This window comes from Lactobacillus sp. S2-2, assembly GCF_021698855.1.
In the GTDB taxonomy this organism is placed as follows: domain Bacteria; phylum Bacillota; class Bacilli; order Lactobacillales; family Lactobacillaceae; genus Fructilactobacillus.
The window spans coordinates 46,525-68,740 of the sequence record NZ_WWFA01000002.1; the positions used below are offsets into that span (position 1 = coordinate 46,525).

General features: G+C 27.1%; 23 protein-coding genes. 19 read left to right on the forward strand and 4 right to left on the reverse strand.

What is annotated here, in order from left to right; genetic code table 11:
• Positions 1-89 precede the first annotated feature (89 nt).
• From GSH19_RS01730 to holA, 9 genes are all read left to right on the forward strand, one after another.
• The gene (locus GSH19_RS01730) at positions 90-1,259 is read left to right on the forward strand and encodes an FtsW/RodA/SpoVE family cell cycle protein (protein WP_237026183.1); all 1,170 of its coding nucleotides are present in this window, start codon (positions 90-92) and stop codon (positions 1,257-1,259) included.
• Positions 1,260-1,265: 6 nt separating this feature from the next.
• The gene (locus GSH19_RS01735) at positions 1,266-1,553 is read left to right on the forward strand and encodes a YlbG family protein (RefSeq protein ID WP_237026184.1); all 288 of its coding nucleotides are present in this window, start codon (positions 1,266-1,268) and stop codon (positions 1,551-1,553) included.
• A complete protein-coding gene (rsmD, locus tag GSH19_RS01740; RefSeq protein WP_237026185.1) occupies positions 1,553-2,110 on the forward strand; it encodes a 16S rRNA (guanine(966)-N(2))-methyltransferase RsmD in 558 nt (185 codons plus the stop codon). The genes GSH19_RS01735 and rsmD overlap by 1 nt, the downstream gene beginning before the upstream one ends.
• A gap of 10 nt (positions 2,111-2,120) precedes the next feature.
• Positions 2,121-2,594, forward strand: a complete 474-nt coding sequence (coaD, locus tag GSH19_RS01745) for a pantetheine-phosphate adenylyltransferase (protein ID WP_237026186.1) — start codon at positions 2,121-2,123, stop codon at positions 2,592-2,594.
• Positions 2,587-3,615, forward strand: coding sequence for a SepM family pheromone-processing serine protease (locus GSH19_RS01750; protein WP_237026187.1), 1,029 nt, complete (start codon positions 2,587-2,589; stop codon positions 3,613-3,615). The genes coaD and GSH19_RS01750 overlap by 8 nt, the downstream gene beginning before the upstream one ends.
• A gap of 56 nt (positions 3,616-3,671) precedes the next feature.
• Positions 3,672-4,355 carry a helix-hairpin-helix domain-containing protein gene (locus GSH19_RS01755; RefSeq protein WP_237026188.1) on the forward strand — a complete coding sequence of 228 codons (684 nt, stop codon included), beginning with the start codon at positions 3,672-3,674 and terminating at the stop codon, positions 4,353-4,355.
• 52 nt (positions 4,356-4,407) lie between these two features.
• On the forward strand, positions 4,408-4,887 hold the full coding sequence (locus tag GSH19_RS01760; RefSeq protein ID WP_237026189.1) for a ComE operon protein 2: 480 nt from the start codon (positions 4,408-4,410) through the stop codon (positions 4,885-4,887).
• A gap of 200 nt (positions 4,888-5,087) precedes the next feature.
• Entirely contained in the window at positions 5,088-7,118 is a 2,031-nt protein-coding gene (locus GSH19_RS01765) for a DNA internalization-related competence protein ComEC/Rec2 (RefSeq protein ID WP_237026190.1), read from the forward strand.
• Between the two features lie 61 nt (positions 7,119-7,179).
• On the forward strand, positions 7,180-8,208 hold the full coding sequence (holA, locus tag GSH19_RS01770; protein ID WP_237026191.1) for a DNA polymerase III subunit delta: 1,029 nt from the start codon (positions 7,180-7,182) through the stop codon (positions 8,206-8,208).
• 11 nt (positions 8,209-8,219) lie between these two features.
• Here holA and rpsT read toward each other — a convergent pair whose 3' ends face one another.
• A complete protein-coding gene (gene rpsT / locus GSH19_RS01775; protein WP_237026192.1) occupies positions 8,220-8,486 on the reverse strand; it encodes a 30S ribosomal protein S20 in 267 nt (88 codons plus the stop codon).
• 252 nt (positions 8,487-8,738) lie between these two features.
• Between rpsT and rpsO the strand changes: the two genes are divergently transcribed.
• The 7 genes from rpsO to yihA all read left to right on the forward strand — a co-directional run bounded on the left by rpsO (position 8,739) and on the right by yihA (position 16,656).
• Positions 8,739-9,008, forward strand: coding sequence for a 30S ribosomal protein S15 (gene rpsO / locus GSH19_RS01780; protein WP_237026193.1), 270 nt, complete (start codon positions 8,739-8,741; stop codon positions 9,006-9,008).
• Positions 9,009-9,146: 138 nt separating this feature from the next.
• Positions 9,147-10,847 (forward strand): ribonuclease J, encoded by a 1,701-nt coding sequence (locus GSH19_RS01785; protein ID WP_237026194.1) that lies wholly within the window; start codon positions 9,147-9,149, stop codon positions 10,845-10,847.
• 53 nt (positions 10,848-10,900) lie between these two features.
• Positions 10,901-11,848: a hypothetical protein gene (locus tag GSH19_RS01790; RefSeq protein WP_237026195.1), complete on the forward strand. Its 948-nt coding sequence runs from the start codon at positions 10,901-10,903 to the stop codon at positions 11,846-11,848.
• A 166-nt stretch (positions 11,849-12,014) separates the two neighbouring features.
• Complete coding sequence (gene tuf, locus GSH19_RS01795) at positions 12,015-13,202, forward strand: elongation factor Tu (protein ID WP_237026196.1); 1,188 nt, start codon at positions 12,015-12,017, stop codon at positions 13,200-13,202.
• Positions 13,203-13,362: 160 nt separating this feature from the next.
• Positions 13,363-14,652 carry a trigger factor gene (gene tig, locus GSH19_RS01800; RefSeq protein WP_237026197.1) on the forward strand — a complete coding sequence of 430 codons (1,290 nt, stop codon included), beginning with the start codon at positions 13,363-13,365 and terminating at the stop codon, positions 14,650-14,652.
• Positions 14,653-14,784: 132 nt separating this feature from the next.
• Positions 14,785-16,032, forward strand: coding sequence for an ATP-dependent Clp protease ATP-binding subunit ClpX (clpX, locus tag GSH19_RS01805; protein WP_237026198.1), 1,248 nt, complete (start codon positions 14,785-14,787; stop codon positions 16,030-16,032).
• A 39-nt stretch (positions 16,033-16,071) separates the two neighbouring features.
• Complete coding sequence (yihA, locus tag GSH19_RS01810; protein WP_237026199.1) at positions 16,072-16,656, forward strand: ribosome biogenesis GTP-binding protein YihA/YsxC; 585 nt, start codon at positions 16,072-16,074, stop codon at positions 16,654-16,656.
• A 54-nt stretch (positions 16,657-16,710) separates the two neighbouring features.
• On the opposite strand, the gene GSH19_RS01815 is transcribed toward yihA, so the two are convergent.
• Positions 16,711-16,878 carry an SPJ_0845 family protein gene (locus tag GSH19_RS01815; RefSeq protein WP_237026200.1) on the reverse strand — a complete coding sequence of 56 codons (168 nt, stop codon included), beginning with the start codon at positions 16,876-16,878 and terminating at the stop codon, positions 16,711-16,713.
• A gap of 145 nt (positions 16,879-17,023) precedes the next feature.
• Between GSH19_RS01815 and uvrC the strand changes: the two genes are divergently transcribed.
• Both uvrC and obgE read left to right on the forward strand, forming a co-directional pair.
• The gene (uvrC, locus tag GSH19_RS01820; protein WP_237026201.1) at positions 17,024-18,826 is read left to right on the forward strand and encodes an excinuclease ABC subunit UvrC; all 1,803 of its coding nucleotides are present in this window, start codon (positions 17,024-17,026) and stop codon (positions 18,824-18,826) included.
• A 19-nt stretch (positions 18,827-18,845) separates the two neighbouring features.
• On the forward strand, positions 18,846-20,138 hold the full coding sequence (gene obgE / locus GSH19_RS01825) for a GTPase ObgE (protein ID WP_237026202.1): 1,293 nt from the start codon (positions 18,846-18,848) through the stop codon (positions 20,136-20,138).
• A 54-nt stretch (positions 20,139-20,192) separates the two neighbouring features.
• Here obgE and GSH19_RS01830 read toward each other — a convergent pair whose 3' ends face one another.
• The gene (locus GSH19_RS01830) at positions 20,193-20,879 is read right to left on the reverse strand and encodes a hypothetical protein (RefSeq protein ID WP_237026203.1); all 687 of its coding nucleotides are present in this window, start codon (positions 20,877-20,879) and stop codon (positions 20,193-20,195) included.
• A gap of 12 nt (positions 20,880-20,891) precedes the next feature.
• Complete coding sequence (locus GSH19_RS01835; RefSeq protein ID WP_237026204.1) at positions 20,892-21,167, reverse strand: hypothetical protein; 276 nt, start codon at positions 21,165-21,167, stop codon at positions 20,892-20,894.
• Positions 21,168-21,276: 109 nt separating this feature from the next.
• Here GSH19_RS01835 and rnz point away from each other — a divergent pair, with 109 nt between their 5' ends.
• Positions 21,277-22,209, forward strand: a complete 933-nt coding sequence (rnz, locus tag GSH19_RS01840; protein ID WP_237026205.1) for a ribonuclease Z — start codon at positions 21,277-21,279, stop codon at positions 22,207-22,209.
• Positions 22,210-22,216 lie beyond the last annotated feature (7 nt).

Consider the following 22,216-nt stretch of genomic DNA (forward strand, 5'->3'; position numbering starts at 1 on the left):
TATGCGACTTTTTTTTATTTGTTTATAGACTAATTATTTAAGAATCAATGTTATAATTGGAATAATTTGAAACGGGAGATGTATATGTAATGGTACAAAGATTAAAAAATATAGATTATCTATTATTTATACCTTTTTTGATTCTTTCAGTTTTCGGAATAATTATGGTATATTCATCAAGTTCTAATGTAGCAGTTCAAAATGGTAGTTCACCAACAGGTTATTTAATTAAACAAACCATGTATGTTATTCTGGGGATTTTTATCTTATACATAATGAATTTTGTAAGATTATCAGTTTTTAAAAGTAAATCAATGCTAACTTTTTCAATGGGAATTATGGCTTTTTTATTGGTTTTTGTTAAATTTTTTGGTTCATCAGTTAATGGAGCAAATGGTTGGATTAATTTAGGCTTTATAAATTTACAGCCAGCAGAATTTGTAAAATTCTTTTTAATAATTTATCTTTCTTCTTATATATCTAATGCTAGTAGAAATATTGCTAATGTTGGTGTGATTGATGGAATAAAGAATTCTGGTAAGCCTTTATTAATTTCTTTTGGTTTAATTGGATTAGTTTTAATTGAGCCAGATACTGGTGGAGCTGCAATTAGTTTATTTATTGTAATGATGATTTTTCTTGGATCTGGAGCCTTAAATTTTAAAAAATCAGTTACAATTCTATTAAGTGTTATTGGATCTGCTTATTTTATTATTTTTCCATTGATTAATCATGGAATTTTGTTTAAGGGAAAATATCAAGCACAAAGAATTGTTGCATTTATGGACCCGTTTAAGTATTTACATCAATCAGGACAGCAATTGGTTAACTCTTATTATGCTATTAGTAATGGAGGCTTATTTGGAGTTGGATTAGGAAATAGTATTCAAAAAACCGGATATTTACCAGAACCAAATACAGATTTTATTATGGCAATTGCAACTGAAGAGTTAGGAATGATTTTTGTTACTTTCATATTAGCTTTATTATTTTTTATTATTTTAAGATGCTTGATTATTGGTATTAGATCTAATGATATATCTAATACTTGTGCTTGCTATGGAGTTGCAGCATACTTATTTATTCAATCTATGTTTAACTTTGGTGGAGTAACTGGTTTTTTACCAATAACGGGAGTCGCATTTCCATTTATTAGTTATGGTGGATCCAGTATGATTGTCCTTACGTTAAGTTTAGGATTGGTAATGAATATTAGTAGAAGGCAAAAAAAATCAAAACAAATTGAAAAAAGTAGGTAAGTGGTTATGTCCAATTTAGATGATCGAGTTAGTTTGATTGTTTATTTGTATAATTTAAAACAAAATAGAAATTTAAAAAAATTTGGAAATATCGTTTATATATCAAAAAAAATGAAATATATAGTCATTTATTTAGATAATAAAGATATTGATGAAAAAATTAGTGATATATCTAAAGTTAAAGGAGTTAGAAGAGTAATAAAATCTCCAATGGCTTCATTAGCTAGACAGTTTTTGGAAACACAAAAAGAATTAATTAGTAATGATTTAAATGATGAAAAAGGTGATGAATAATGCGAGTTATATCGGGGAAATTTGGCGGCAGAAAATTAAAACCTGTTTCAGGTAAACAAACTAGACCAACAACTGATAAAGTACGTGGAGCTTTATTTAATATGATTGGGCCTTATTTTGAATCTAAAAATCATTTTTTGGATTTATATGCTGGTTCTGGAGCAGTTGCAATTGAAGCTATTTCTAGAGGTATGGGAAAAGCTACATTAGTTGATAAAAGTTATTTAGCGATTAAATCAATAAATGAAAATATTCAAATTGATCAAAATTATAATGAGCATTTTGAAATTTTAAAACTTGATTCTAAACAAGCTTTAAAAAAATTTAGTCAAAATAATGAAAAGTTTGATTATGTATTTTTGGATCCACCTTATCAAAAGCAAAAAATGGTTGAAGAATTAAATAATCTATATTCATTAAAATTATTAAATCAAAATGCTTATGTAATTTGTGAAACTGATAATCAAGTTAATTTAAAAGATGACATAGAACATTTTGAATTAGTTAAGCAAAAAGATTATGGATTAACTATTGTTTCAATTTACCAATTAAAATAGGAGTTTTTATATGACTAAAATAGTATATCCTGGTAGTTTTGATCCAATTACTAACGGACACTTAGATATTATCAAAAGATTAAGTCGGCAATTTGATCAAGTTATTGTTGGAGTTGCAGTTAATTCGGATAAAAATCCTTTATTTACAATTGATAAAAGAGTTAATTTGATTAATGAAGTTACTGATTCTTTAGATAATGTAAGTGTTGAATCGATTAATGGATTAACAGTAGATTTTGTTAAATCTAAAAATGCTAGTTTGATTGCTAGAGGAGTTCGAAATATTAATGATTTTAATGATGAAAAAGTATTAGCAAATACAAATAAATTTTTAGAAAATAATATTGAAACAATGTTGATTTTTTCAAGTCCAAAATTTGAAAATTTATCATCAACTTCGATTAAGCAATTAGTAAACTTTAAAGTTGATATTTCTAGTTTAGTTCCTAAGAAAGTTTTGAAGGAGTTAGATTATAATGAATAAAAAAATGCTAAAACGAGTTTTATATTCACTAATTTTATTGTTTGCATTTTGGTTTTTGTTTTGGCCATTAAATTTAGTTGTTGAACAACCAGGTGATGCAACCAATATTCAACCGATGGTTAAAATAGACGGTAAAAAGGATTTAAAAAAGAATCAATTTATGGTTACATCAGTAAAAATTGGTCAATTAAGACCTTTTTCTTTTTTATTAGCTAAGTCTAATCAACATGCAACGATTGTTAATAAAAAAGATATTTTTGGTAATCAAAATAATTCAGAATATAATAATGTTCAAAAAATATATATGAATAATTCGATAAATAATGCAATCATTAATGCTTATAAAAAAGCTAAACAGCCAGTTAAAATAAAAAATAATGGTGTATATGTTTTACAAGTTTATAATAATTCAAATTTTAATAATAAAATAAAACCAGGAGATTTAATAAAATCAATTAATGGTGTTAGTTTAGATGAAAGTAAAAGCTATATTAAATATGTAAAATCATTATCTAAACACGCAAAGATGAAAATCCAAATTAAAAGAGATGGACATCTAATAAGTGTTTCTGGTAAAAAAGCAAAAATAGCAAAAGACTTTTATGGAATTGGAATTGGAATGATTGACGATATTTCAATTAAAGAAAATCCCAAAATAAAAATCAATCCTGGAGATTTAGGTGGACCATCAGGAGGATTAATGTTTTCTCTACAGGTATTTTCACAATTAACTAATCAACAATATTCTTATAATAAAATTGCTGGAACAGGAATAATTGATGCTAAGGGAAATGTTGGTGAAATTGGTGGGATTGATAAAAAGATAATTGCTGCTAATAATAGCGGGGCCAAAATATTTTTTGCTCCATATGTTAAACCAACTAAGTCAGTTTTAGCCTTAGAAGAAAATCATCAAACTAATTATCAAACAGCAGTTAAAACTGCAAAAAAATATGCACCAAATATGAAAGTGATTCCAGTCAAAAATTTTAATGAGGCAATTAATTATTTAAAAGAGTAATGCATTCGTGCTTTGCTCTTTTTTTCGTATTTTAATTTAAGAAGGTGAGGTGAAAAATGGACAGAATAAAAGAGATATATTATGAATATAAAAATCAAATTTTAATTGGAGCAATTATTTTATTGATGTTTTTAATTTTATTTTTACTATTTTTTATAAGTAATGATAAACAAGGTACTAATGATGAATATTTTTCTAGTAGTTTAAGTTCAAATTCAAGTGAGATTACTAATACTAAAGTGGAAACTAATGAAGTCAATGAATCTAAAGATGATAATAAAATTTATGTTGATATTAAAGGTGCAGTTAAATCACCAGGGATGTATGAAGTTACTTCTCAAATGAGATTATCTGATACTATTGAATTAGCTGATGGATTTAATAAATCTGCTGATGTTAAACATGTTAATCTTTCTAAAAAATTAGTTGATCAAGAGGTTATCTATATTCCCATAAGAGGTGAAATTAAAGGATCACCTAATGATTTGAATGTAACTAGTAATGATACTGACAATCAGCAAGATAGTAGTAATAATAAATCTGACTCAACTAAAGTGAATCTTAATTCAGCAGAAAAAAGTTCATTAACAACTTTAAATGGAATTGGTGATAAAAAAGCCGATCAGATAATTGATTTTAGAAAGCAAAATGGTCCATTTAATTCAGTCGATGATTTAAAAAAAGTACCAGGATTTGGTGATAAGACAGTTGATAATTTAAGAGAATTTGTTTCTGTTTAATTATCTAGTATAATTACTCTAAAGATTTAAACGATAAAAGGGAGTATTTATAATGAATAAAGAAAGAATTGAGTGGGATCAATATTTTATGCTTCAAGCAATATTGTTATCAACTAGAAGTACATGTAATCGCCTCTCAGTTGGATCAGTTTTAGTTAGAGATAAGAGAATTATTGCAGGTGGTTATAATGGATCCGTTTCAAAGGATGATCATTGTATTGATAAGGGATGTTATTTAGTAGACGGCCACTGTGTCAGAACCATTCATGCAGAAATGAATGCAATTTTACAATGTGCGAAGTTTGGAGAAATAACTAATGATGCAGAAATTTATGTGACAGATTTTCCTTGTTTACAATGTACTAAAATGCTTGTTCAAGCAGGAGTTAAAAAAATTAATTATTTAAGAAATTATAATAATGATGATTACGCTTTAAAACTACTAGAAAAAATGAATATTAAAATTAATCAAATTAAAATTGATGATGAAACGATTAAAAAAATACCTTTTGATAATTTTCTGTCTAATTAAAAATCGAAAAAAACTTTTTTATATTTAATGCTATTTTATGGTGCTTTTTGAGTATTATATTTTTTCATAATATTGTATTAGGTACTATTCTATTATTTATTTGGTTAATAAGAATTTATTTCTTAAGAATAAAAAAATTTACTATAAAAAGTATTATTTTTTTACTAATTCCTTTAGTTATTTTTGGGATTAAAATAAACATGTTAAATAAAATACCTAAGTTTAAGGATATGAATCAAGAAATAACCTTAAAAATTAATCCTGATAATTTAAAGATTAAAAATGATAGTTATTATGGAATTGCATATGTAAGTGAATTTAATCAAAAAATTATTTTTCATGGATATTTTAAGAATGATAGTGAAAAAGAATTTATTAATAATATTAATAAGACAACTTTTTTTAATATTTATGGTGATTTAAATGAAATAAATGAAGCAACTAATTTTGGTGTTTTTGATTCAAAAATGTACTATCGTCAAAAAAATATTATTAATGAAGTTAAAATCAATGATATAAAATTTAATTCTAAAATTATAAAAGCTAATTTTTTTGATAAAATTCATGATTTACGATATAAGTTAATTGAACGTAATCGTAAATTGCCTAAATCTTTAAGAATATATATTAATAGTTTGATATATGGAGAAATGGATGAAGAATTTAACGATGAGATGAATGGAGTTAAACAATTGGGATTAATTCATTTGTTTAGCATCTCAGGATTTCATATTTATTATTTAATTAGTCTAATTACTTTTGTTTTTACAATTTTTAGAATTAGAATTGAAAGAATTAATTTATTTATTTTCTTGTTTTTACCGGTTTATTTTATAATTGCTGGTTCAGCTCCTAGTTTAGTAAGATCTATTTTACTTAGTGAAACAAGAATTATAATTGATAAGTTATCAATTAGTTTAAATTCATTAGATTTATGGTCAATTTCGTTAATGATCAATTTATTAATAAATCCAATGATAATTTTTCAATTAGGTGGACAATTATCCTATATACTTTCGTTTGCTTTAATTTATACAAAAAAGTCTAAATTTATTCAACAAACTATTTTAATGAATTTAGTTGGTTTGCCAATTATAATATTTCATATTTATGAATGGCATTTTTTATCATTAGCAATTAATTTAATTGTTTTACCAGTATTTTCGATTATTATTTTACCGATTGTTATATTTGGATATCTAGGTTCCTTTTTTGTTTCATTTCCAATATATATATCTGATTTTTTATTAGGTATATTTGATAACACTTTAGACTTTATTAGTAACTTACCTGGAAATATTGTTTTTGGAAAACCAAGTTTTTATGTGGTTATACTACTTTTAATAATTACATTATTCTGTTTACAAAAACTTTCAAAATTTAAAGTTACTTTATTACTTTTGCTTTATTTTACAACCTTTATTTGGATTCATTATCCGATTAAAGGAGAGGTAACGTTTATAGATGTTGGACAAGGAGATTCAATTTTTATTCGTGAGCCATTTAATAAATCTGTTTCTTTAATTGATACTGGTGGTAAATTAAACTTCAATAAGAGAAAAGAAAGTAAAGAAAAATTTCAAGCAGATCGAATTGGCATCAGGTATTTAAAAAGTATTGGAATTAATAAAATAGATAATATTTATCTTACGCATCAAGACACAGATCATGTTGGAGATATATCTGCTTATTTAAAAAGTATGATCGTTGATAAAATAATTATTCCAAGTGGGATGCAGCAAAATTCAAATTTTATGAAGAAAATTGTTTTATTTAAAAATAAGTTCAAATTAATTCCAGTTAAATCTGGACAAAATATAGTAAATAGTCCATTAAAAGTTTTACATCCTTTTGACCCCGGACTTGGAACTAATGAAGATTCCATGGTTTTATATGGTGATTTTGGCAATCATTCTTTTCTATTTATGGGAGATTTAGATCGTAGAGGGGAACTTGATGTTTTAAATCATTATCCTAAATTGAAATCAGAAATTTTAAAATTAGGTCATCATGGAAGCAAAACATCAAGTGATCCTTCTTTTATAAAACAAATTCAACCTAAATTGGCAATTATATCTGCTGGTAGAAATAATCGATATAATCATCCTAGCGAGGAAACAATTGAAATATTGAATCAACAGAATATAAATTTTATAAGTACTCAAACTAAAGGAATGATTAAATTTGTTTATTATTTGAATAAAAATAAATTGGTTACAAAAATAAATTAATTCAATTTTAAAAATAAAAAAATGATAATATGTAGTTATGACTCATAAAGGATGTGAAATATTGAATCCAGAAAAATTTATTAAACAAATAGATGAAATTAATGATCAAATTTATTTAATAATTGGAAAAAATGAATATTGGTCTCAAAAATTTAGAAAGCAATTTGAAAAAATAATTCCTGATGAAGAAAAAACAATGAATTTAGGTTTTTTTGATTTACAAGAAAATGGTTTAGATGAAGTTATTAATGATGCTAATTCAATTCCTTTTTTTGGTGAAAAACGACTAGTTATAATCAATAACCCCGGTTTTCTAACCAGTGATAAAAAAAGTGATGAAAATGAACAAAATATTTCCGATTTTATTAATTATATTGATAATCCTTCTTTAGAAACTGTATTGTTGATTTTTGCACCATATGAAAAATTAGATGCAAGAAAAAAAGTGGTAAAAAAATTAAAAAAGAAAGCTAATATTTTTGATTTTAATCAAATGAATGAATCAGATATAAAAAAATATGTATTAAATTATATTCATCAAAATAATTTTAAAATAAATTCTGATGATTTTGATTTTTTGTTTAATCGTTTAGCTGGCGATTTATCAAGTCTAATGAATGAATTAAATAAATTATTTATTTATGCAAATGAAAAAATAATTACTAAAAATGCAATTGAAGAGTTAGTTCCTAAATCATTAGAACAAAATGTTTTTAATTTAGTTAACTATGTTTTATCTGATAATACTTTTAAAGCAATTCAATTGTATAAAGAACTATTATTACAAAAGTATGAACCTTTACAGTTAAATGCTATTCTAGTTAGCCAATTTAGATTATTATTGCAAGTTATGATTTTATCTAATAATGGGTATAGCCAAGGTAGTTTGGCTAGTGTTTTAAAAGCACATCCTTATCGAATTAAATTAGCAATGCAAACTATCAAAAATTTAAATATTGATTATTTAAGATCAGGTTATTTAGGATTAGTTGAAATTGAAGATCAATTAAAAACTGGAAATCGTAATCCTGAGTTATTATTTGAAATGTATGTAATTAAATTATCTGACAAAAAAAAGAAACCAGTTTAACTGGTTTCTTTTTATTTGTTCAATTCAGCATATTTTTTAGCTAATTGAGATTTTCTACGGCTAGCAGTGTTTTTCTTGATTAAGCCTTTTGATTTGGCATGATCAACAGCGGAAACTGCATTACGATAGATGTTTTGTAATTCTTCAGAACTTTCAGCTGATTCTAATTTATGAAATCTTTTAACAGCAGTTCTCATTTGGTTTTTTTGAGAAATATTTCTTTGATGAGCTTTCTCATTAGTTCTCATACGTTCAATAGCAGATTTAATAATAGGCATAAAATTCACCTCCAGTTCTAAAATCTTTATTTAAAAATAAATCACACTTTTATGACATCATTAATTATACAAAATAGATAAAATAAATGCAATACTACGTATAAAAAGTCATGTATTATAAAAGAGTAAGGTTGATTTAATTTAAAAAATAATGTATATTATTCATGTTGTTAACTTAATCTTAGTTGGACGATACTCACTAACGTTTTACTCAGATTAAGGGATTATATATAATTGAAAGGTGAGAATATAATGGCTTTAACTAAAGAACGTAAAAATGAAATAATCAAAGAATTTGCACAACATGATGGAGATACTGGTTCAACAGAAGTACAAATTGCTGTATTAACTGCTGATATTACTGAAATTAATGAACACATGAAAGAACATAAAAAAGATTATCACTCACAACGTGGTTTAATGAAAAAAATTGGTCACAGAAGAAACTTATTAAGTTACTTGCGTAAAAACAATGTACAAAGTTACCGTGAATTAATTCAAAAATTAGGTCTACGTCGTTAATAAAAATAAAAGCGAAACCAATTATGGTTTCGCTTTTATTTTTATTAAATATTATAAAATATTATTGTAATTGTGTTACACTATACATAGCTTATTGTCCGAGTTTAAGTTAAAAAAGATTTATAATTGAGGTGTATTATGGATAAAAATATAAAAATTATTCCGCTTGGTGGAGTAAGAGAAAATGGGAAAAATTTATTTGCTATAGAAGTCAACGACGAAAAAATATTTATTTTTGATAGTGGATTAAAATACCCCCAAAATGAAATGTTAGGAATTGATTATGTAATTCCTGATTTCACTTATTTGATGGAAAACAAAGATAAAGTTGTCGGAGTTTTCTTAACTCATGGTCACTCAGACGCGATTGGTTCTTTACCATATTTATTAAATAAAATAGATGTACCTGTATTTGGTTCTGAATTAACAATTGAATTAGCTAAATTTAATACTAAAAAGAATGAACAAACAAAATCATTTGATGATTTTCATATTATTGATAGTAATAGTGAAATTGTGTTTGATGATGATAAAGTTAGTTTCTTTAGTACTACACATTCAATTCCTGATTCAATGGGAATTGTTTTATCAACAGAGTTCGGTGAAATTGTATATACAGGTGATTTTAAATTTGATCAAACTGCAAAAGGTGATTATAAAACTGATTATGGATTATTAACTGATTTAGGTCGAAAAAATGTTCTTGCATTGTTAAGTGATTCTAGAAACTCTGAGAGTATTTCTGGTAATAGTAATGAACAAGAAGTAACTAAATATTTATCTGAATTATTTAATTATGAAAAGGGAAGAATAATTACTGCTTGTGTTGCAAATAATATTCTTCGTATTCAAGAAATAATTGATGCAGCAGAGATAGCTGGAAGAAAAATATACTTAAATAATAAAAACTTAAAAGATATTATAAATATTGCTTTAAAGAACCAAAAATTAACTGTTTCTTCAGAAAATATTTTTATTAATGATTTAAGAGAATTAGAAAAGTTAGAAAAAAGTGAAGTAGTAGTATTACAAACTGGTGAAACTGGAGAACCAATTGTTTCATTACAAAAGATGGCAGCACATAAAAATAAAGATATTAATATTGAAGAGGGCGATACTGTCCTTATTGCAACTACTCCATCTTATGCAATGGAAACAAAGTTAGCTAAGACAAGAGATATGATTTATCGTGCAGGTGCCGAAGTTATTACACTATCAAGCGAAATAAATGTTTCAGGTGATGCTAGTAAAACCGATTTACAATTATTGATAAATCTTTTAAATCCTAAATACTTAATTCCAGTTCAAGGTGAATATCGTTTGCTTCAATCACATAAAGAATTAGCAATGGAAGTGGGAATTCCTAAAGAAAATATTATAATTCCTACTAAAGGTGACATCATTGAGTATAATGGTAAAGACATGTATTTATCAGGATCAGTTCCAGCTGTAGATACTATGATTGATGGAATCGGAATTGGTGATATTGGAAATATTGTTTTAAGAGATAGAAAAGTTTTATCTGAAGATGGAGTATTTGTTTCTGTTGTAACAATTGATCGTAAGAAAAAGAAAATTGTTTCTTCTCCAAAAATCACTTCTAGAGGTTTTATTTTTGTTAAGTCTAATAAAAACTTAATGAATGAAAGCTCAAAAATTGTTGAACAAGCAGTTAAAGATAATTTAGAAAATAAGGAATTTGACTGGGGGCATTTAAAACAAGATGTACGTGATAAACTTATGTCATTTTTATTTGATAAGACTAAAAGACGACCAGTTATTTTACCAGTTATTATGGAAGTAAACCAACATCATCGAAGAAGTAGAAATAATAAGTAAAAAAGATTGAGTTATTGCTCAGTCTTTTTTACTTATTATTAAATGAGGAAATTATGGACAGTATTGAAGAAATAATTAATCAGGCAAATATATTATATAATCAAGGAAATTATAGTGGAGCTAAAAAACTATTAAATCCTTTATTAGAAGAAAATATGTCAGAAGTTATAATTAAATTATATTTAAAAATTCTATTTGGTTTGCAAGAGTACGAAGAAGGGACAACTTTTTCTGAAGAACATATCAGTTTATTAGAATTTGATAATGAATTTACTGAATTATTTATTGATGTTCACTTAAAAAATGAAATTTTTTTGGGAATATTACCTTTTATTAAAGATAAAGTTTTAAATTCAAAAAAATATGTTGATTATGTTCTTACTCAACAAAAAGTTTATATAAAAAATAACCAAGACAAAATTAATAAAATAGTAAAAAAATTAAAGCATCTTTCTAATTATGATGATTTTTTTGAAGTACAAAGAATTATTGAATCAATGCAACAGTTATCCTATAAACTATTAAAAGATGCTTTATCAATTACTCTAGTAGATGAAGATTTAAATCTATTGATAAGAAATATAATTTTAATAAAATTACGAACTTTTTATTTTGACGATAATTTGAATGTTTTGAGTTATTATAATGAGATTGTTACAGTAAATCCAAATAAGTTATCGGGATATACAAATTCTAAATTTATGATCAAATTAAATAATTATCTTGATGAAAAAATAGTACAAGGTGAATTAATTTATTCAGATGTTAAAGAATTTTTGAATGAAGAAATGAAACTTTTTTATCCTTTTTTTGATTTTGATTTAATGACATTAATTGATGTTACAAAACGACAAGTTGTTTATGGTGATGCGATTGAATATATTAAAATTTTAAAAAGCCAAGAGAATAATGTAGACAAAATAAATAAACTTGATAAAATAGAATCAATCTTTCAGATTATTGAAGAAACTAAAAATAATTTGATAAAACAATTTGATTAAATTAGGTTTTTATTGTTTACAAATATTTTTTTAGTAGCTATAATTAAGATTGAATTCTGTATTGGCAACTTGGTTGTTTTTTGCAGAAAATGTAGTATAATAAACAATAAAGAGTCCTTGTTATAATTAAGGATAATCTTTCGAAATTTACAGGAGGTTTTCATAAATGGCAAAAGAACATTATGAAAGAACAAAAGACCACGTTAATATTGGTACTATTGGACATATTGACCACGGTAAAACAACATTAACTGCAGCTATCTCAAAAGTTTTATCTGACAAAGGTTTAGCTGAAGTAGAAGATTTCTCAAAAATCGATGCTGCTCCAGAAGAGCAAGAACGTGGTATTACTATTAATACTTCACATATCGAATACTCAACTGAAAAGCGTCACTATGCTCATATTGATGCTCCAGGACATGCTGATTACGTTAAAAACATGATTACTGGTGCTGCTCAAATGGATGGTGCCATTCTTGTAGTTGCTGCTACTGATGGTCCTATGCCACAAACTCGTGAACATATCTTATTAGCTCGCCAAGTTGGTGTTGAAAAGCTTATTGTTTTCTTAAACAAAACAGATATGGTTGACGATGATGAATTAGTTGACTTAGTTGAAATGGAAGTACGTGAATTACTTTCAGAATATGACTACGATGGTGATGATATTCCAGTTATCCGTGGTTCAGCTCTTAAAGCACTTGAAGGTGACAAAGAACAAGAAGCTGTTATCATGAAATTAATGGATACTGTTGATGAATATATCCCAACTCCAGAACGTGATGAAAGTAAACCATTCTTAATGCCTGTTGAAGATGTATTTACTATCACTGGTCGTGGTACTGTTGCATCTGGTCGTGTTGATCGTGGTGTTATTAACGTTGGAGATGAAGTTGAAATCGTTGGTTTATTTGAAGAAACAAGTAAAACAACTGTAACTGGTCTTGAAATGTTCAGAAAAACTCTTGACTCAGGTCAAGCAGGTGATAACATTGGTGCATTACTTCGTGGTGTTAACCGTGAACAAGTTGTCCGTGGACAAGTTCTTGCACAACCAGGTTCAATTAAAACTCATCTTAAATTTAGTAGTGAAGTGTACGTACTAAGTAAAGATGAAGGTGGACGTCATACTCCATTCTTCTCAAACTACCGTCCACAATTCTACTTCCATACTACTGATGTTACTGGTGTTATTTCACTAGAAGACGGTGTAGAAATGGTTATGCCTGGTGATAACGTTACATTCAACGTTGAATTAACTAAACCAGTTGCTATTGAAGAAGGACTTAAATTCACTATTCGTGAAGGTGGTCATACTGTTGGTGCTGGTGTTGTTACTCGTATCGATGACTAGTACTAATTAAATAATTAGGTCTGAAGATTATTCTTCAGGCTTTTTTATTTGTTTTTATCTACAAAGATTTACATTTCATAGACTTTAAGTTAAACTAAGTAATGTAGAAAATTACATGAAAAATTATGTTAATCTAATTTTTTCATTTGGAGGAAGTAGAATGGCAAATTGGGAAAAAAAAGAAGCTAATAAAGGTGAATTAACTTTTGAAATTAGCGTAGAACAAATTAATGATGGTTTAGATAAAGCATTTAATAAAACTAAAAAAGATTTACGAGTACCTGGCTTTAGAAAAGGTAAAGTAAGTCGTCAAGTATTTAATAAAATGTATGGTGAAGAATCTCTATACCAAGAAGCTTTGAACTTTATGTTACCAGAAGCTTATGCTGAAGCATTAAAAGAAACTAACGTTGACGCAGTTGATCAACCTGAAATTAGTGTTGAATCAATGGAAAAGGGTCAACCATGGGTTATTAAAGCTACTGTAAGTGTTAAACCAGAAGCTAAATTAGGTCAATACAAAGATCTTACTGTTGAAAAGCAAAATACTCGTGTTTACGCAAAAGATATTGATGCAAAATTAGAAGAAAAACAAAAATCACAAGCTGAACTTGTTTTAAAAGATAAACCAGCTGAAAATGGTGATACTGTTGTTATTGATTTTGAAGGTTTTGTTGATGGAAAAGCTTTTGAGGGTGGACAATCAAATAATTATTCACTTGAATTAGGATCAAATTCATTTATTCCTGGATTTGAAGACCAATTAGTAGGTAAAAAAGCTGAAGATGAAACTGATGTAAAAGTAACTTTCCCAGAAGAATACCAAGCTAAAGAATTAGCTGGTAAAGAAGCAACATTTAAAGTTAAGGTACATGAAGTTAAACAACAAGAATTACCTGAACTTGATGATGAATTTGCAAAAGATGTTGATGAATCAGTTGATAATTTAGAAGAATTAAAAGCTAAAATCAAAGAAGAATTAAAAGAAGAAAAAACTAACGCTGCAAAAGAAGCAATTGAAAATGATGCAATTACTCAAGCTGTTGATAATGCAGAAGTTAATGATATTCCTCAATCAATGATTGATTCAGATATTCAAAGACAAATGGATCAATACCTTGCAAGTATGCAACAACAAGGTATTAATGAAGAAATGTTCTTCCAATTAACTGGAACTTCAAGAGACGATTTGAAAAAACAATTTACTGATGGTGCAGATCGTCGTGTTAAAACAAATATTGTACTTGAAGAAATTGTTAAAGCTGAAAAAATTGAACCTTCACAAGAAGATATTGATGCAGAAATTAAAAATCTTGCTGGTCAATATGGAATGGAAGAATCAGCAATTCGTGGAGCTTTAACTGATGATATGTTAAAACACGATATTGGTGTTCAAAAGGCTGTTCAATTGATTACTGATAGTGCAAAACAAGAAAGTAAATCAAAATAATTTTTAATTATTGATTGAAAAACCCGCTTCATTTAATGATCGGGTTTTTTTTAATAAAAGTAATTTCTTTTATTAAATTTATTTTTATGGTATATTTTTTTAACAATTAGAAATAAAAAAGAGGTGTATTTTATGTTTGATGACACTGATGAAAAAGAAGTGATTACTTGTTCTTTTTGTGGTAAGACACAAGACCAAGTTAAAAAAATTGTTGCTGGACCAGGGGTTTATATTTGTAATGAATGTATTGAGTTATGTCAACAAATAATCGATGAAGAACTTTCAGAATCAAAATCTAATGAAAAAATTAATGTATTAACTCCATCACAAATTGTTGATAATCTTAATGATTATGTAATCGGTCAAGGTGATGCTAAAAAAACTTTGGCTGTAGCTGTTTATAATCATTATATGAGAATTAATGAATTAGCTGATGAAAATCATGATGAAAATGATACACAGATTCAAAAAAGTAATATTTCGGTAATTGGACCAACGGGATCAGGTAAAACTTATTTAGCACAAACACTTGCAAGAACTTTGAATGTTCCTTTTGCGATCGCTGATGCTACTACTTTAACTGAAGCTGGTTATGTTGGTGAAGATGTCGAAAATATCATTTTGAAATTACTTCAAAGTGCTGATTACGATGTGGAAAAAGCCGAAAAAGGAATCATTTATATTGATGAAATTGATAAGATTGCTAAAAAGTCTGAAAATGTATCAATAACTCGTGATGTTTCTGGTGAAGGTGTACAACAATCTCTTTTAAAAATTTTAGAAGGAACAGTTGCAAGTGTTCCGCCAAAAGGTGGAAGAAAACATCCTCAACAGGAATTAATCAAAGTTGATACTAAGAATATTTTATTTATTGTTGGTGGAGCATTTGATGGTATTCAAAATATTGTAAAAAATCGTTTAGGTAATAAAGTAATTGGTTTTGGTAATAATCAAAAAACCACTGCTAATGATTTAAATGATGATGATGTTATGAGACATGTTATTCCTGAAGATTTAATGCAATTTGGTTTAATACCTGAATTCATTGGACGTTTACCAATACTAACTGCTTTAGATAAATTAAGTGAAAATGATTTAGTAAGAATTTTAACTGAACCTAAAAATGCTTTGGTTAAGCAGTACCAAAAATTACTTAGTTTAGAAGGCGTTAAATTAACTTTTGAAAAAGAAGCATTACAAACAATGGCTCAATTAGCAATTTCAAGAAATACTGGAGCTAGAGGACTTAGATCTATTATTGAAGATGTTATGAGAGATATCATGTTTGATTTACCTAGTCGTAAAGATGTTCAAGAAGTTATTGTTACAAAAGATTCAGTCGAAAATAATGCTGAACCAAAATTAGTATTAAAAAAGTAGACTAACTTAGTCTACTTTTTTTATCTATAAGGAGATAATATGCAAGTAAAAAATGTTGAATTAGTTATGAGTGCTGTAGATCCAAAGCAATATCCAACCACTGGTTATCCAGAAATAGGATTAATTGGTCGTTCTAATGTTGGTAAGTCATCTTTAACTAATGTATTAATTAATCGAAAAGACTATGCTTATACATCTGGTCAACCCGGTAAAACACAAACATTAAATTTTTATAATGTTGATGATTTATTGTATTTTGTAGATGTCCCTGGATATGGATACGCTAAAGTTTCAAAATCAGAAAGAGAAAAATGGGCTGAAATGATTGAAACTTATTTGACTAAAAGGGATAAGTTAAAAGGTGTTGTTAGCTTAATCGATGGTCGTCATAAACCATCAGAATATGATTTACAAATGCGTGATTGGCTTGATTATTATGAAATTCCAGTTTTATATGTAGCTACTAAAGTTGATAAGGTTTCCAAAAGTCAACGAAAGAATCAAGAAAATATGTTGAGAACCGAATTACAATTAGAGCAAGACGAAACGTTAATTATGTTTTCTGCGAAGACTAAATATGGTAAAGATGAAGTTTGGAAATGGATAGAAAATCAAATTAAATAAAATAAGTCTTTATAGTTAATTTTATTTAACTATAAAGACTTATTTTTCTAACTATTATTTATTTTTATTTCGTTTAAAAAATCCTTTAGATTTTTTCTTTTTAGTTTCTTTTTTATCATCACGTTTTAAGAATTTATCTCTATTAGGATCTTCAGGACTATCTTGTGCAAATTTACCAAACATTGAATCTAAATCATCATTACGTTGTACTTTTAATCCCATAAAATCATCTCCTCTTTAAATTATATCTTAGCAAAAAAAGTATTTTATTGCATTCGTTTTAATGAAAAATTTAAGAATCCTTTGTTATATTGGTTTACCATAGTATAATTAAAAAAGAAGTTTTTATCGAAAGGTGGTCTTGATTGTGGCATCAGAATTGATTGAAAATAAATTAGCTTTATTACCAGATCTACCTGGTTGTTACATGATGAAAGATAAAGATGAAAACATTATTTATGTTGGTAAGGCTAAGAATCTAAAAAATCGTGTTCGTTCATATTTTAAAAGTCATCATACTGGTAAAACTGCTAAACTAGTTTCGACGATTGCTAATTTTGAAACGATTATAACAACTAATGATAAAGAAGCTTTTTTATTAGAAATTACTTTAATTCAAAAACATCGACCATATTTTAATATTAGATTAAAGCAAGGTAATGGTGGATATCCATATATTAAAATAACAAATGAAAAAGATCCTCAGATAATGATATCAAGTGTAATAAAAAAGGATGGGGCTTATTATTTTGGACCTTATCCCAATGTTTATGCAGCAGATGAGACTTTGAATTTTTTACAAAAAACATATCCATTACGTCGATGCAATGGGCCACAAAAGAGAGCTTGTCTATATTATCATATGGGTCAATGTTTGGGAGCTTGTTTTAAAGAAGTTCCTAAAGAAAAATATGATCAACAAATAAAAAAAATAAAATCATTTTTAAATGGAAACGTAAATTCAGCTAAATCATTGTTAACAAAGAGAATGAATGAAGCTTCTGAAAATATGGAATATGAACGAGCAGCTGAATTAAGAGATCAACTTCACTATATTGAGACAACGGTAGAAAAGCAAAAAATAATTTCAACTGATAATACACCTAGAGATATTTTTAATTTTTATATTGATAAGGGTTGGCTTTCAATTCAGGTATTTTTTATTAGGCAATCTAGATTAATGAAAAGAGAAAAGGCTGTTTTCCCAATTGTTAATAATGCAATTGAAGAGTTCACAAGTTATATTGTTCAATTTTATGAAGGAAATAATAAAGTATTACCAAAAGAAATTATGGTACCTAAGGAAGTCGATCATGAAGTTATTTCTGAAATGCTAAATATTCCTGTTAGAACACCTCAAAGAGGGCAAAAAAGAGATCTAATTGAAATGGCTTATAAAAATGCACGATTAGTTTTAGAAGAAAAGTTTAGATTATTAGAACTTGATGAAAAGAAAACTAATGGTGCAATGAGTGAATTGAATCAAGCTTTAGGAATTGAAAAGGGTTCTAAAATTGAGGCTTTTGATCATTCACATATTCAAGGAACTGATTTAGTTTCTGCAATGGTTGTTTTTACAGAAGGATTACCAAATAAAAAACTTTATCGTAAATATAAGCTAAAGACAGTTCATCAAGCTGATGAAGCAGCTTCAACAAAAGAAGTTATTAGAAGACGTTACACCAGATTATTAAAAGAATATGCGGAATTACCGGACTTAATTTTAATGGATGGTGGCGACATTCAATTAAATGCAGCTAGAGATGTATTGGAAAATGAGTTAGGATTAGAGATACCAATTGCAGGAATGGTAAAAAATGATAAGCATAAAACATCAGACTTGATTTATGGTAATCAAAATCAAAGGGTTGCATTAGATCGTAAAAGTCAGGCATTTTATTTAGTCCAAAGAATTCAAGATGAAGTTCACCGCTTTGCAATCAATTTTCATCGACAAGTTCATACAAAAAACTCAATGCATTCTAGATTGGATTCGGTTAAAGGAATTGGACCTAAAACAAGAAATAAATTGTTAAAAAATTTTGGATCTTTAAAAAATATTGGTGATGCTTCAATTGAAGAATTACAAAAAGTCGGTATTTCAAAAAGTGTTGCACATACTTTAAAATATACATTTCAAAATAGTGATTCATTAACAAATAATAAATAAAGAAAAGAAAGAGGATATTATGTTTGTAGATCAAGTAAACATATCATTAAAAGCCGGTAAAGGTGGAGATGGAATGGTTGCATTTCGTCGAGAAAAATTCGTTCCAAATGGAGGACCCGCAGGTGGAGATGGTGGTCGAGGGGCTAACATCATTTTCCAAGTAGATACGGGGATGAGTACTTTAATGGACTTTAAATATAAAAAAATATTTAAAGCAGACAATGGTATTAATGGTGGAATTAAAAGAATGACAGGTGCAGGAGCTAGTGATTTAATAATTGAAGTTCCTGAAGGTACAACGATTATTAATGATGACACTGATCAACCAATTGCAGATTTAACGAATAAAAATTCTGAATTTGTTGTTGCTAAAGGTGGTCGAGGTGGAAGAGGAAATATTCATTTTGCCAGTGCTAAAAATCCAGCTCCCGAAATTGCTGAAAAAGGTGAACCAGGTGAAGAAATTAATATTCGTTTAGAATTGAGATTACTTGCAGATGTTGGATTAGTTGGTTTTCCATCTGTTGGTAAGTCAACTTTATTAAAAGCAATTACTAATTCAAAACCTAAAGTTGCAGAATATCATTTTACAACTTTAATTCCTAACTTGGGAATTGTAAAAACTGATTATAATAATGATTTTGTTATTGCTGATTTACCAGGATTAATTGAAGGTGCTTCAAATGGTGTTGGATTAGGAATTCAATTTTTACGTCATGTTGAACGAACTAGAGTTATTCTTCACTTAATTGATATGTCAGATACTGAAGGAAGAAATCAATATGATGACTATCAAAAAATTAATGAAGAATTAAAAAATTATGATGAAGAAATTTTGAAGCGTCCACAAATTATTGTTGCAAGTAAAATGGATATGCCTGGTTCTGAAGATAATTTAGAATTATTTAAGCAACAATTAAAAGAAAATAATGATAAATTAGCAGAAAAAATTATTCCAATTTCTTCTGTTACACATAGTGGATTAAAAGAATTAGTTCAAGAAACTTCTAACTTATTAGAAAATACACCTAAATTTCCAATTATGGAAAATGAAATTGATCAAGATGTTATTTATGAGGATAATGATGAAAAGCCATTTGAAATTACAAGAGATATGGATGGAGATTGGTTGTTAACTGGAAACAAAATTGAAAAGCTCTTCAAAATGACAGATACAGATCATGAACAAAGTATGTTACGTTTCTCAAGACAACTCAAAGGAATGGGTGTCGACCAAGCTTTACGTGAGGCTGGTGCTAAAGATGGTGATTTAGTGAATATCTTAGATTTCTCATTTAATTATGTTGAATAAAAATCAAATAAAAAGGGATTTATATCATATTTATTGATATAAATCCTTTTTTTATTAATATGAAAATTCAATATTATCACTAGCGTTTGATATACCATTACCTTTTTTATCATACGCTGGTGAAAACTTAATTGATCCCTTATCAGGATATAAATTAATAGCGCCAACGACGCTTGACGATTTATATGAATTAGCTGGAATTTTTTTCCCAGCGCTTAAATCATTAAGTCCAGCATACGGTGATAAGAAAGTATGACCGAGTTTTAAATATTCTATTCCTTGTAAATAAATAGTTTTGTCTGAACTATTTTTAATTGAAAATTTAACTTGAACTGAGTAATAAGGGTTAGATAAATTTTCAACGTTAAGAGCTTGTTTAGCTGCATTTAATGCAGAATCATTTTTAGCTTCATTCTTGTAAACTTTAACTTTATTAATTGTATAGCTAATATCACCATTTGTTTGAATTTTATTAAGTGAAGTATTTCTTACAAGAATTTGTTTTGTACCAAATTGATCATAACGATATTCATTAATTTTTTTTAAGTTACCATTTTTTACTAATTTCGGATTTGATTCTTTGTTAGATTCTTTTTTGTCATGTTTATCTGAATTAGGTTTTATATTGGCTTCAGTATTTGCTTCATTATTTTCTTTCTTTTGATTAGATTTGTTACCACAAGCAGTAATTAAAATTACTGAAATTAGAATTACAATCGGCAAAATAGCTTTTTTATTCATCTTATTTACTCCTTAAAAAATGATTTTATGATTATCAATCCGGTACCCTAAGATAGGTGAAATAGAATTTAAATAAAAGTAAAGCTCTGTATTTAAATCATATTTTTTTGTTTTTTTATAAAATTGATTTAAATTTAAAGCAACTTGATTAATATTACTTACAAGTAATATTTTACCATTATTAATTTTGATGTCAGTAACTGGAATTATATTTTTTTTATTTTCAATAAATAATGAACTTGATAATTTTAAATCTCTAGTTGAAATATAAAAATCACTTAATTGCATAAAATAAAAATCTCCTTATAAAATTATCTGAACTCTATTATAGTATATGCTACAATAGATAGGGTATTTATACGATTTTAAAAAGAATTAATAAAGAAGAGGCAAATTTATGCAATTAGAATTTTTAGGAACTGGAGCTGGAGTACCAGGAAAATTTAGAAATGTATCCAGTGTCGCGCTACGTTTATTAGATGAAATAAATTCAATTTGGTTATTTGATGTAGGTGAAGGAACTCAGCAACAAATTTTACGTTCTACAATTAAGCCACGCAAGATAAATAAAATATTCATTACGCATTTACATGGTGATCATATATATGGACTTCCAGGTTTATTATCAAGTCGATCTTTTCAAGGTGGTAATGAACCATTAACAATTTATGGTCCTAAAGGAATTAAAAATTTCGTTGAAATTAGTTTGAAGGTTACGCAAACAAAGCTTTCTTATAAACTTAATTATGTTGAAATGACTAAGCCTGAAAAAATTTATGAAGATGATAAATTTACAGTTTATACGGACTTTTTAGATCATCAAATCGAAGCTTTTGGATTTAAAATAGTTGAGCATGATTTGCCAGGTGAATTATTAGTTGATAAATTAAAAGAACTTAAAGTCCCATCAGGTCCAATTTATGGGAAATTAAAGCAAGGGCAAACAATTAAGCTTGAAGATGGACGCACTTTGAATGGAAATGATTTTATTGGTCATGCTCAAAAAGGAAGAATTATTACAATTTTAGGTGATACAAGAAAAACTAAAGGAGTTGATAATTTAGCTAAGGGTGCTGATGTTTTGGTTCATGAAAGTACTTTTGGATTAGGAGAAAGTAAATTAGCTCATAATTATTATCATTCTACTAATATTCAAGCTGCAAATGCAGCTGTTAAGAATAACGTAAAACAGCTTTTATTAAATCATATTTCAGCTAGGTATACTTCAAAAATGGCTGCCGAATTACAAACACAAGCTCGTGAAGTGTTCTCAAACACCAAAGTAGTTAAAGATTTTGATATAATAGATATACCATTAAAAAAAGGATAGGTAATGT

Bases quoted from the DNA above. Each gene is read 5' to 3' on its own strand.
- GSH19_RS01765 (WP_237026190.1), top strand. From the start codon at position 5,088: ATGTTAAATAAAATACCTAAGTTTAAGGATATGAATCAAGAAATAACC.
- obgE (WP_237026202.1), top strand. From the start codon at position 18,846: ATGTTTGTAGATCAAGTAAACATATCATTAAAAGCCGGTAAAGGTGGA.
- yihA (WP_237026199.1), top strand. From the start codon at position 16,072: ATGCAAGTAAAAAATGTTGAATTAGTTATGAGTGCTGTAGATCCAAAG.
- GSH19_RS01730 (WP_237026183.1), top strand. From the start codon at position 90: ATGGTACAAAGATTAAAAAATATAGATTATCTATTATTTATACCTTTT.
- GSH19_RS01815 (WP_237026200.1), bottom strand. From the start codon at position 16,878: ATGGGATTAAAAGTACAACGTAATGATGATTTAGATTCAATGTTTGGT.
- GSH19_RS01760 (WP_237026189.1), top strand. From the start codon at position 4,408: ATGAATAAAGAAAGAATTGAGTGGGATCAATATTTTATGCTTCAAGCA.
- tig (WP_237026197.1), top strand. From the start codon at position 13,363: ATGGCAAATTGGGAAAAAAAAGAAGCTAATAAAGGTGAATTAACTTTT.
- GSH19_RS01750 (WP_237026187.1), top strand. From the start codon at position 2,587: ATGAATAAAAAAATGCTAAAACGAGTTTTATATTCACTAATTTTATTG.
- rnz (WP_237026205.1), top strand. From the start codon at position 21,277: ATGCAATTAGAATTTTTAGGAACTGGAGCTGGAGTACCAGGAAAATTT.
- clpX (WP_237026198.1), top strand. From the start codon at position 14,785: ATGTTTGATGACACTGATGAAAAAGAAGTGATTACTTGTTCTTTTTGT.
- GSH19_RS01785 (WP_237026194.1), top strand. From the start codon at position 9,147: ATGGATAAAAATATAAAAATTATTCCGCTTGGTGGAGTAAGAGAAAAT.
- GSH19_RS01830 (WP_237026203.1), bottom strand. From the start codon at position 20,879: ATGAATAAAAAAGCTATTTTGCCGATTGTAATTCTAATTTCAGTAATT.
- coaD (WP_237026186.1), top strand. From the start codon at position 2,121: ATGACTAAAATAGTATATCCTGGTAGTTTTGATCCAATTACTAACGGA.
- rpsO (WP_237026193.1), top strand. From the start codon at position 8,739: ATGGCTTTAACTAAAGAACGTAAAAATGAAATAATCAAAGAATTTGCA.
- GSH19_RS01735 (WP_237026184.1), top strand. From the start codon at position 1,266: ATGTCCAATTTAGATGATCGAGTTAGTTTGATTGTTTATTTGTATAAT.
- tuf (WP_237026196.1), top strand. From the start codon at position 12,015: ATGGCAAAAGAACATTATGAAAGAACAAAAGACCACGTTAATATTGGT.
- rpsT (WP_237026192.1), bottom strand. From the start codon at position 8,486: ATGCCTATTATTAAATCTGCTATTGAACGTATGAGAACTAATGAGAAA.
- GSH19_RS01835 (WP_237026204.1), bottom strand. From the start codon at position 21,167: ATGCAATTAAGTGATTTTTATATTTCAACTAGAGATTTAAAATTATCA.
- GSH19_RS01790 (WP_237026195.1), top strand. From the start codon at position 10,901: ATGGACAGTATTGAAGAAATAATTAATCAGGCAAATATATTATATAAT.
- GSH19_RS01755 (WP_237026188.1), top strand. From the start codon at position 3,672: ATGGACAGAATAAAAGAGATATATTATGAATATAAAAATCAAATTTTA.
- rsmD (WP_237026185.1), top strand. From the start codon at position 1,553: ATGCGAGTTATATCGGGGAAATTTGGCGGCAGAAAATTAAAACCTGTT.